This window comes from Phycicoccus sp. Root563, assembly GCF_001427915.1.
In the GTDB taxonomy this organism is placed as follows: Bacteria; Actinomycetota; Actinomycetes; order Actinomycetales; family Dermatophilaceae; genus Pedococcus.
This window is the reverse complement of record NZ_LMGM01000001.1, coordinates 3,647,767-3,657,085: the sequence shown is the minus strand read 5'-3', so window position 1 is coordinate 3,657,085 and position 9,319 is coordinate 3,647,767. Positions and strand designations below refer to the sequence as shown.

Genomic DNA, 9,319 nt, shown 5'->3' with positions numbered 1-9,319 from the left:
AACACCCCCCGCTTCGTCGTGTCGGGACCAGGGCCGGGTATGGCGGGGCGCCTCGTTGGGGGCAGCGAAGGATCGGTGGTGGCCGGCCGCCTACCAGGAGCCGCCCGAGGAACCGCCGCCCCCACCGCCGGAGAACCCGCCCCCACCGGAGAAGCCGGACCCGCCGGAGCTGCCCGGGGTGCTGGTGAACGTCCCACCGGCGGTCGTCGCGAAGGAGTCCATGCCGTCGGCGATCCCGCCGAACGAGCTCATGTCGCCACCGAGGTACCACAGCGGTGGCGTCACGACGTGGCCCGCGGCTGCAGCGGCCTCGGCGACCTTCTCGAAGGTCGAGGCCCACTGCGACGAGACGCCGAACACGATGGCGTAGGGCAGGTAGCGGCTGAACACGTCCTGCGCCTCCTCCCACTTGATCTGGGAGGCCTCGGCCGTGACGAGGTACTGCTTGAACCCCTCGGACTGCGCCAGCACCGCGCTGCCCTCGGCCGTGCGAGCCGCCATCCGTCGGCCGAGGAACAGCACGATGGCACCGGCCACCACCGCGCCCCCCACGAGGGCGATCCCTGGCGGCACCCCCAACCCGCTGCTGGCGCCGAGGCTCATCAACGGACCACCCAGCCAGATGCCCACGAACACGGGCACGAAGATCAGCAGCCCCCCGAGCGTGGTCCACGCGCCGCGCTGGGCCTGGGGCGAGCGGCGGAACCAGCCGCGGCGGACCACCTCGTCGTACATCAGCGACTGCACCCGCGTCAGGGTCGGCTTGAAGGTGTTCTTGAGGTCCGACAGGTCGCGCACGGGCGACGTCGCGAAGACACCGCCGAGCAGGGCCTCCTCGTACGGCAGCAGCGGCACGGTCGCCTGCTCGGCGGTCGGCGTCGTCCGGGTGAGCCGCCAGTCCTTGCTCTTGAACATCCCCGAGGTCATCGGCTCGATGGTCAGGTGGCCGCGCACGGCGAGGTCGACGAGGGTCGCGGACACGTCGACGGTGTTGGCCGTCTCGTCGATGACGGTGCCCACGAGGCCGGGGGTCACCCCCTGCGGCGGGGTGAACTGCACGGCCACGACCCGTTTCCCGGCCCGGACGACGGGGGCCTGCGCCGCACTGCCGGGGACGGAGCCCGCGCCCTGGGCACCCGTGGCGCCCGGGGCGAGGCCCGGCGTCAGGCCGGGGGTGAGCCCGGCGTACTGCTCGTCGCGGCCGCGCGTGTAGACGAGGGTGCCCATCAGGCCGGCTGCCAGCAGGGGCAGGGTGACCCCGGCGCCGAGGGCCAGCGCCCCGAGGGCCTTGGACGTCTGGGTCGTGATCACCCCACCATCGCTGGACACCTCACCCTGGTGCAGGACCGGCTCCAGCGACCCGAACCCGTCCAGCGGCAGCGACGCCAGGATCGAGACGCCCTGGCCGGGTTCGGCTCGAGCGGCGCTGAACTGCGCCGTCGCGCCCGGGGTGGCCTGGCAGCGGTCGGTGGAACCGAGCTCCCCGAGGAAGCACTCGGCGCGGTCGGCGGCTCCGGGTCCGGTCACCGAGGCGCTGACGTCCTCGTAGGTGCTGTCGTTCGCCGGCCCGACGAGGTTGTAGTAGAACTCGGCATGGTCGTCGAACCCGTTGACGATCGAGGCGAGGTGGTAGCGCACGACATACCTCTGCGTCCCGGACACGGTCTGGTCCGGGTCGCCGACGCGGATCCGCACGGAGGTGCCGTCGGCGGCGTCGCTGACGGAGACGTCGGAGGGAGCGCCGGAGGGCGAGGACGCGCTGATGTCGCTGATGGGGTACTCGCGGTAGGTGTCCGTGCGGTCCTGGTACCCGGCGCGGACGGTGATGAAGCGCTCGATGCCGTGCCGGTCCTCGCCGGAGGGGAAGTGCCAGGTGATGTTCTCCGCGACGTCGACCGAACCGTCCTGGTTGACGGTGAAGTCGACGTGGAACTTCGTGGCGAGGTCGTCCGACGAGGCCGCGGACGCGGTGCCGCCGGAGAGGACCAGCGCAGCGAACCCGAGCGCCACCGCCCAGGCGGCCAGCACCCGGTGCCGACCAGCCCCCCCGACCCGGCTCATACCTGTGGGCGCCCCTTCGCGCCCAGCGCACGCTGGGCCTCGCGGTTGTCCTGCCGCTCGCGCAGGGCGTGCCGCTTGTCGTACTGCCGCTTGCCCTTGGCCACGGCGATCTCGACCTTGGCGATGCCGTCCTTGAAGTACATCTGCAGCGGCACGATGGTGTGGCCGCTCTCGGAGGACTTGCGGGCGATCTTGGTGAGCTCGCTGCGGTGCAGCAGGAGCTTGCGGCGCCGGCGCGGGGTGTGGTTGGTCCACGTGCCCTGGACGTACTCGGGGATGTGCACGCCCTCGAGCCAGAGCTCGTCCCCGCGCCACGCGGCATACCCGTCGATGAGCGAGGCCCGCCCCATCCGCAGGCTCTTCACCTCGGTGCCCATCAGGACCAGGCCTGCCTCGAAGGTGTCCTCGATGAGGTAGTCGTGGCGCGCCTTGCGGTTGCTCGCCACCACCTTGCGACCCTCGTCGTTGGCCTTGGGCATTGCCCCATCCCGTCTGTCGACACGTGCACGCTTCGTCGCCGGCCGGTCGTCGGTCAGCAGGTCAACGCTACCTGTTGGAGGGGGTGGGACGACGACGGGTTTGTCGGACCCGGGTCAGAGCCAGCGGCGCGGGTCCTTGGGGGTCCCGTCCTCGTAGGTCTCGAAGTGCAGGTGGCAGCCGGTCGACGAACCGGTCGTCCCGACGTAGCCGATGACCTGGCCGCGCGAGACGTGACCGGACCGCACGGCGTAGCGCTCCATGTGGTTGTACGTGGTGACGAGGTCGACGCCGCGCAGGACGCCGTGGTCGACCATGATGCGGTTGCCGTAGCCGCCGCCCCAGCCGGCCGAGATGATCTGGCCGTCGGCCGCCGCGCGGATCGGCGACCCGCAGTTGGCCGCGTAGTCACGACCGGCGTGCAGGCGCCAGTAGTGCAGGATCGGGTGGAACCGCATCCCGAACTCCGAGGAGATGGGCGCGGGCGACGGGGCGCTGAGGAAGCCGCCGGAGCTCGGCATGGACGGCAGCGTCGACCTCGGTATGGGGCGGTGCGCCTTGCGTGCGGCGGCCCGGGCACGCGCCTCCGCCGCGGCGCGGCGCGCAGCCGCGGCCTTGGCGGCCTTGGCGCGGGCGACCAGGACGGCCTTGAGCCGGGCCTGCTCCTTCTCGGCCGCGGCGAGCTTGGCCTTCTCCGCGCCCTTCTTGGCCTCGAGGGCCCTGGACTGCGCCGCCTGCTGGACGGCGAGGGCGTCGAGCTTCGCCTTCGCGGCGGCCGCGGTGGCGCGGGCCTGCGTCGCGCGGGCGAGGGCGACCTCGGCGGCCTTCTTCGCCGCGGCGACCTGCGCCCGCAGCGCCGCGATGTGGGCTTCCTGCGCCCGCGCGGCGGCCTGGGCCGTGGCCAGCCTGGTGATGGACTGGTTCTGCACGTCCATCACCGTGTCGGTGAGGGCGATGCGGTTGGCGAAGTCCTCCGGCGTCGTCGCGCTCAGCGCGACGGACAGCTGGCCCATCCCCTGGTCCTGGTAGAGCTGGGAGGCGAAGCGGGCGACCCGGGTGCGGGTGGCGGACAGGTCCTTGCGCGTGCCGGCCAGCTGGTCGACCGCGCGCGCCTGGTTGGCCTCGGCGACCCCGAGGGCCACGGCCATCTCGTCGTTGTGGGCGTCCGCCGCGGACTGCTGGGCGGTGGCCTTGTCGAGCACGGCCTGGGCGGCCGGCAGAGCGGCCCGGGTGCGCTCCAGTGCGAGGTAGGCGTCGCGCAGGTCCGCGGAGGTGTCCTCGAGCTGGCCCTGCAGCGCGTCGACCTGCTTGTCGACCTTCTTCTTCGCCTTGTCGGGGTCGGTGGCTCCCGGGGCGCTCGCGCCCAGCCCCGTGGTCGCCGCGGTGACGGCTCCTGCTGTCGTCGTCGCGGTCGTTGCCGCGGCGAGGGACGGGGTCGCCAGGGCGACCGAGCAGACCGCGGCGAGGCCCAGGGCGGTGAGCCGGACGGGGTGCGTGGCGCGACGGCGCGGGGGGATGGCGCTCATAGGCCTCATTGGTAACACAGGGCACACCAGTTTCTGGGGATTGGCGGTCGATTCGTGCCTGTGAATCGACCGATCGGCCGAGCCGGTCCCCGCGTCAGACGCGCAGGTACCGGCGCAACGTCGCCCACGAGGTGACGATCGCGATGATGAGCATGATCGCGGCCAGCGTCGGCGCGACGACCCAGACGTCTCCCGCTCCGACGATCGCCACGTCCGGGAGCTCGCGGGCCACGTAACCGGTGAGGTAGTGGATCGTCGCGTAGAGCAGGCCGACCGAGGCGCCCACCCCGACGAGCGTCGCGAGGACGATCTCCATGACGAACGGCAGCCGGATCGTGAGGTTGCTCGCCCCGACCAGCTTCATGATGCCGGTCTCTCTTCGGCGGGTGAACGCGGCCTGCCTGATCGTCGTCGCCATGAGCAGCACGGCGCAGATGATCATGATGAACGCCAGCCCCAACGACGCCACGGTCACGCCGTTCATCACCGTGAACAGCTTGTCCAGCGTCTTCTGCTGGTCCTGGACGCGCCCCACCCCCGGGGCGCCTTGGAAGGCGCTGACGACCACGTCGTACTTCGTCGGGTCGGACAGCTGGACGCGGTAGCTCTGCGGGATGTCCCCGACCCGGATGCTGCTGGCCAGCGGGCTGTTGCGGAACTGCTCCTGGAACCGGTCGTAGGCCTGCTGCTCGGACTCGAAGTAGACGTTCTTGACCAGGGGCTTCATCTGGTCGAGCTGGTCCTTGAGCGCTGTCCGCTGCTCGTCGGTCACTCCCCGGCCGGCGCAGTTGGGCTCGGCGGAGTCGTCACCGCACATGAAGATCGAGACCTGGATGCGGTCGTACCAGAAGCCCTTGAGGGTGTCGACCTCGCGCTGGAGCAGCAGCCCCAGCCCGAGGAGGTACAGCGAGACCGTGGTCACGAGCATGACCGAGACGGCGATCGAGAGGTTCCGGCGCAGGCCGGTCCAGATCTCGCTGAGCATGAACTGCAGTCGCATGGGGTGAGGTCTCCCGAAGTCCGTGGCGTGCGGTCAGCGACCGCTGCCGTAGACGCCCTTGTTCTCGTCGCGGATGATGTGGCCGTTCTTCAGCTCGACGACGCGCTTGCGCAGCTGGTCGACGATGTCGTCGTCATGCGTGGCCATGACGATCGTCGTGCCGGTCCGGTTGATCCGGTCGAGCAGGCGGACGATGTCGAGACTGGTCGTCGGGTCGAGGTTTCCGGTGGGCTCGTCGCAGAGCAGGATCGGCGGCTTGTTGACGAACGCGCGCGCGATGGCGACGCGCTGCTGCTCACCACCGGAGAGCTCGTGCGGCAGCCGCTTCTCCTTGCCGTCGAGCCCGACCATCTCCAGCGTCTCGGGGACCACCTGGCGGATCGCGTGCCGGGACCGTCCCAAAACCTGCAGCGCGAAGGCCACGTTCTGGTAGACCGTCTTGTTGGGCAGCAGGCGGAAGTCCTGGAAGACCGTCCCGATCTCGCGGCGCAGGCGCGGCACCTTGCGCTGCGGCAGGCGCCCGACCTCCTGGCCCGCGACGAGGACGGCACCCTGGGTGACGCCCTCCTCCTTGAGGACCAAGCGCAGGAGCGTGGACTTGCCCGAGCCGGAGGACCCGACGACGAAGACGAACTCGCCTCGCTCGATCTCGAGGCTGATGTCGCTCAGCGCCGGTCGGCTGGACCGGGGATAGACCTTGCTGACGTTCTCGAAACGGATCATGCGCGGGACGTGAGCCTTACCGGGGGGCTGGATGGGACGGCATACCTGTCATGCGCGGGCGTCCACGCACGACGCACCCGAGGATAGGTCGCGCGCCGGCGTATGCCGCGCAGCAGCGCCCGCTCGGCGTGGCAGCCCAGGGTCAGGCAAGGGTCAGACCGGGGCAGCCCGAAGCGTCCTCGTCGCCGTCACGGCGGTGGGGAGGCCTACTCGGCGAGCTTCTGCTGCTCCTTGCGCCAGCGCACGCCCGCCTCGATGAAGCCGTCGATGTCGCCGTCGAACACCGAGGACGGGTTGCCGACCTCGAACTCGGTCCTCAGGTCCTTGACCATCTGGTACGGCTGCAGCACGTAGGACCGCATCTGGTCGCCCCAGCTGGCCTTGACGTCGCCGGCCATCTCCTTGCGCTCGGCGGCCTCCTCGGCCTGGCGCTGCAGCAGCAGGCGGGACTGGAGCACGCGCAGGGCGGCGGCGCGGTTCTGGATCTGCGACTTCTCGTTCTGCATCGACACGACGATCCCGGTGGGGATGTGGGTCATGCGGACCGCCGAGTCGGTCGTGTTGACGCTCTGGCCGCCGGGGCCGCTGGAGCGGAAGACGTCGACCTTGATCTCGTTCTCGGGGATCTCGATGGAGTCGGTCTGCTCGATGAGCGGGATGACCTCGACCGCGGCGAAGCTCGTCTGGCGACGGCCCTGGTTGTCGAACGGGCTGATCCGGACCAGGCGGTGCGTCCCGGCCTCGACCGAGAGGTTGCCGAACGCGTAGGGCACGTTGATCTCGAAGGTGGCGGACTTGAGCCCGGCCTCTTCGGCGTAGGACGTGTCCATCACCTGTGCGGGGTAGTTGTGGCGCTCGGCCCAGCGCAGGTACATGCGCATGAGCATCTCGGCGAAGTCGGCGGCGTCGACGCCACCGGCTCCGGCGCGGATGGTGATGACAGCCGCGCGCTCGTCGTACTCCCCCGACAGCAGCGTGCGGACCTCGAGCTCGCCGACCGCCTTCTGCAGCGAGACGAGCTCACGCTCGGCCTCGGCCATCGTGTCGGCGTCGCCGCCGTCCTCGGTGCCCATCTCGACGAGGACCTCGAGGTCGTCGATGCGCGAGTCCATGCTCTTGACGCGCTCGAGCTCGGAGTTGGCCCGGCTGAGGGCGGAGGTCACGACCTGCGCGGCGTCGGGGTCGTCCCAGAGGTCCGGCGCGGAGGCCTTGGCCTCGAGGTCCGTGATCTGCTCCTGCAGCGATGCCAGGTCGGTCACCTCACGCACGGAGTCCATGGTGGTGCGGAGGTTCTTGATCTCTTGCTGGAAGTCGACGGCCACGAAGACCAACTCTATGGCACCGGCCGCACCGCGCCGACCGCCCCGCTCCGACACGACATTGGGTGCCCAGACGGTCGGAGTTCCGACCGTCTGGGCACCCAAAGCGAGAAAGGGGCAGGCCGCCGCGGTCAGACGACCAGGCCCAGGAGCAGGACGAACACCAGGCCGGACACCGAGAGCACGGTCTCCATCAGCGACCAGGACTTGATCGTCTGGCCGACGCTGAGGCCGAAGTACTCCTTGACCAGCCAGAAGCCGGCGTCGTTGACGTGGGAGAAGAACACCGAGCCGGCGCCGATGGCCAGCACGAGCAGCGACACCTCGGAGGTGCTCATGCCGGCGGCCAGGGGCGCGAGGATCCCTGAGGCGGTGACCGTGGCGACGGTCGCCGAGCCCGTCGCGAGGCGGATGAGCACCGCGACGATCCAGGCGAGCAGGAGCACGGACAGGCCGCTGTTCTGCACCCAGTCGGCGACGAGGTTGCCGATGCCGGTGTCGACGAGGGTCTGCTTGAAGCCACCGCCGGCGGCGACGATCAGCAGGATGCCGGCGATGGGCGGCAGCGACTTCTCGAGCGAGGTCGAGAGCTCCTTGGTGCCCATGCCGGCGCCGCGGCCGAGGGTGAACATGCCGACGATGACGGCGATGAGCAGCGCGACGAGCGGGGTGCCGACGAAGTCGAGCACGGTGCGGACCGGGTTGTCGTCGGCGGCGATGAAGATGTCGGCGAGCGCCTTGCCCATCATCAGGACCACCGGGGTGAGGACGGCGAACAGGGTGACGGCGAAGGTCGGTCGCTGCAGGCGCTGCTCCCGGTCGTCGGCGGTGTCGAACATCTCCGGAGCGGGGACGTCCACCCAGCGGCCGGCGAACCGGGCGAAGAGCGGGCCAGCGATCGCGACCGTCGGCAGGGCGACCAGCACACCGAAGGCCAGGGTGATCCCGAGGTTGGCCTTGAGGGCGTCGATCGCCACCAGCGGACCGGGGTGCGGCGGCACGAGGCCGTGCATGGCAGACAGGCCCGCGAGGGCCGGGATGCCGACCTTGATGACCGACAGGCCGGAGCGGCGGGCCACCAGGAAGATCACGGGCATCAGCAGGACGAGGCCGATCTCGAAGAACATCGGCAGGCCGATCAGCGCACCGACCCCGGCCATCGCCCACGGGAGCGAACGAGCCGAGGAGCGCCCCACGATGGTGTCGACGATCTCGTCCGCTCCCCCGGAGTCGGCGAGCAGCTTGCCGAACATCGCGCCCAGCGCGATCAGGGTGCCGACACTGGCCGCGGTCGAGCCGAAGCCCTTGGTGAAGCTGGCGACGACATCGGCCATCGCGACACCGGCGATGGCGCCGACCGTCAGCGAGCCGAGGGTCAGGCCGAGGAAGGGGTGGAGCTTGAACTTCGTGATCAGGACGACGATCACGGCGATCCCGATCAGGGCCGCCGGGACCAGGCGCGCAGCCGGGATGTCCGGGACGTCGGCCGCAGCCAGGGCCGGCTGCAGGAACGTGAACAGGTCAGTGGTCATGCGAGCGACGCACCTTTCGTGGCGAGGACGTCGAGCGACTGCTCGACGAGGATGTCGACGGGTTGGGCGACGTCGAGGGCCTGGCCGATCTCGTCGGCCTGGAGGGGTTCGAGGGTGTCGAACTGCGAGTCGATGAGGGCCGCCGGCATGAAGTGCCCCGGACGGCCGGCCACCCGCGCGGCGAGGACGTCGCGATCACCGTGGAGGTGGACGAAGACGGTCTGCGGGGCGACCGACGTGAGGATGTCGCGGTAGGCCCGCTTGAGCGCCGAGCAGCTCGCGACCCCGCCGGTGGCGGCGTGCTCGCCCAGCCAGGCGGCGATGGTCTGGAGCCACGGCTCGCGGTCGGAGTCGTCGAGCGGGATCCCGGCGGCCATCTTGGCGATGTTCTCCGGCGGGTGGAAGTCGTCGGCGTCCGCGAACGGGACCCGCAGCCGCTGCGCGAGGGCTGCTCCCACGGTCGTCTTCCCGGAGCCGGACACCCCCATCATCACGACGAGGGGTGGTCTGGTGGGGCTGGTCATGTCCGCGACTCCTTTGTCCGGTGAGCAGGTTCGTGCGTGGGGTGCAGGACCTCGGCATCGAGGCTTCCGTCCACCAGAGTCCCCGATCAGATCAGTTTTGACAAGACTTCAGGCTAAACAAATCCTATTTATTGGCGTTGAGTGTTCGTGTCGTCCT

Annotated in this window: 8 protein-coding genes; all 8 read right to left on the bottom strand. The window is 70.3% G+C overall.

Annotated features, from left to right (window positions below; translation table 11 throughout):
- Positions 1 to 90: 90 nt before the first annotated feature.
- A complete protein-coding gene (locus ASD62_RS17215) occupies positions 91 to 2,061 on the bottom strand; it encodes a DUF2207 domain-containing protein (protein ID WP_157581528.1) in 1,971 nt (656 codons plus the stop codon).
- Positions 2,058 to 2,540, bottom strand: a complete 483-nt coding sequence (smpB, locus tag ASD62_RS17210; RefSeq protein ID WP_056917014.1) for an SsrA-binding protein SmpB — start codon at positions 2,538 to 2,540, stop codon at positions 2,058 to 2,060. Before smpB ends, ASD62_RS17215 begins: the two co-directional genes overlap by 4 nt.
- Before the next feature lie 114 nt (positions 2,541 to 2,654).
- Positions 2,655 to 4,064 (bottom strand): M23 family metallopeptidase, encoded by a 1,410-nt coding sequence (locus ASD62_RS17205; protein ID WP_056917013.1) that lies wholly within the window; start codon positions 4,062 to 4,064, stop codon positions 2,655 to 2,657.
- A gap of 94 nt (positions 4,065 to 4,158) precedes the next feature.
- Positions 4,159 to 5,064 carry a permease-like cell division protein FtsX gene (gene ftsX, locus ASD62_RS17200; protein ID WP_056917012.1) on the bottom strand — a complete coding sequence of 302 codons (906 nt, stop codon included), beginning with the start codon at positions 5,062 to 5,064 and terminating at the stop codon, positions 4,159 to 4,161.
- Between the two features lie 33 nt (positions 5,065 to 5,097).
- Positions 5,098 to 5,787: a cell division ATP-binding protein FtsE gene (gene ftsE / locus ASD62_RS17195; protein ID WP_056917011.1), complete on the bottom strand. Its 690-nt coding sequence runs from the start codon at positions 5,785 to 5,787 to the stop codon at positions 5,098 to 5,100.
- 206 nt (positions 5,788 to 5,993) lie between these two features.
- Positions 5,994 to 7,109 (bottom strand): peptide chain release factor 2, encoded by a 1,116-nt coding sequence (gene prfB, locus ASD62_RS17190; RefSeq protein ID WP_056917490.1) that lies wholly within the window; start codon positions 7,107 to 7,109, stop codon positions 5,994 to 5,996.
- 128 nt (positions 7,110 to 7,237) lie between these two features.
- Entirely contained in the window at positions 7,238 to 8,638 is a 1,401-nt protein-coding gene (locus ASD62_RS17185; protein ID WP_056917010.1) for a GntP family permease, read from the bottom strand.
- Positions 8,635 to 9,162 carry a gluconokinase gene (locus tag ASD62_RS17180; RefSeq protein WP_056917009.1) on the bottom strand — a complete coding sequence of 176 codons (528 nt, stop codon included), beginning with the start codon at positions 9,160 to 9,162 and terminating at the stop codon, positions 8,635 to 8,637. The genes ASD62_RS17185 and ASD62_RS17180 overlap by 4 nt, the downstream gene beginning before the upstream one ends.
- Positions 9,163 to 9,319 lie beyond the last annotated feature (157 nt).

Coding starts and splice junctions, on each gene's coding strand:
- ftsX (WP_056917012.1), bottom strand. CDS start 5,064: ATGCGACTGCAGTTCATGCTCAGCGAGATCTGGACCGGCCTGCGCCGG.
- ASD62_RS17180 (WP_056917009.1), bottom strand. CDS start 9,162: ATGACCAGCCCCACCAGACCACCCCTCGTCGTGATGATGGGGGTGTCC.
- ASD62_RS17185 (WP_056917010.1), bottom strand. CDS start 8,638: ATGACCACTGACCTGTTCACGTTCCTGCAGCCGGCCCTGGCTGCGGCC.
- smpB (WP_056917014.1), bottom strand. CDS start 2,540: ATGCCCAAGGCCAACGACGAGGGTCGCAAGGTGGTGGCGAGCAACCGC.
- ASD62_RS17205 (WP_056917013.1), bottom strand. CDS start 4,064: ATGAGCGCCATCCCCCCGCGCCGTCGCGCCACGCACCCCGTCCGGCTC.
- ASD62_RS17215 (WP_157581528.1), bottom strand. CDS start 2,061: ATGAGCCGGGTCGGGGGGGCTGGTCGGCACCGGGTGCTGGCCGCCTGG.
- ftsE (WP_056917011.1), bottom strand. CDS start 5,787: ATGATCCGTTTCGAGAACGTCAGCAAGGTCTATCCCCGGTCCAGCCGA.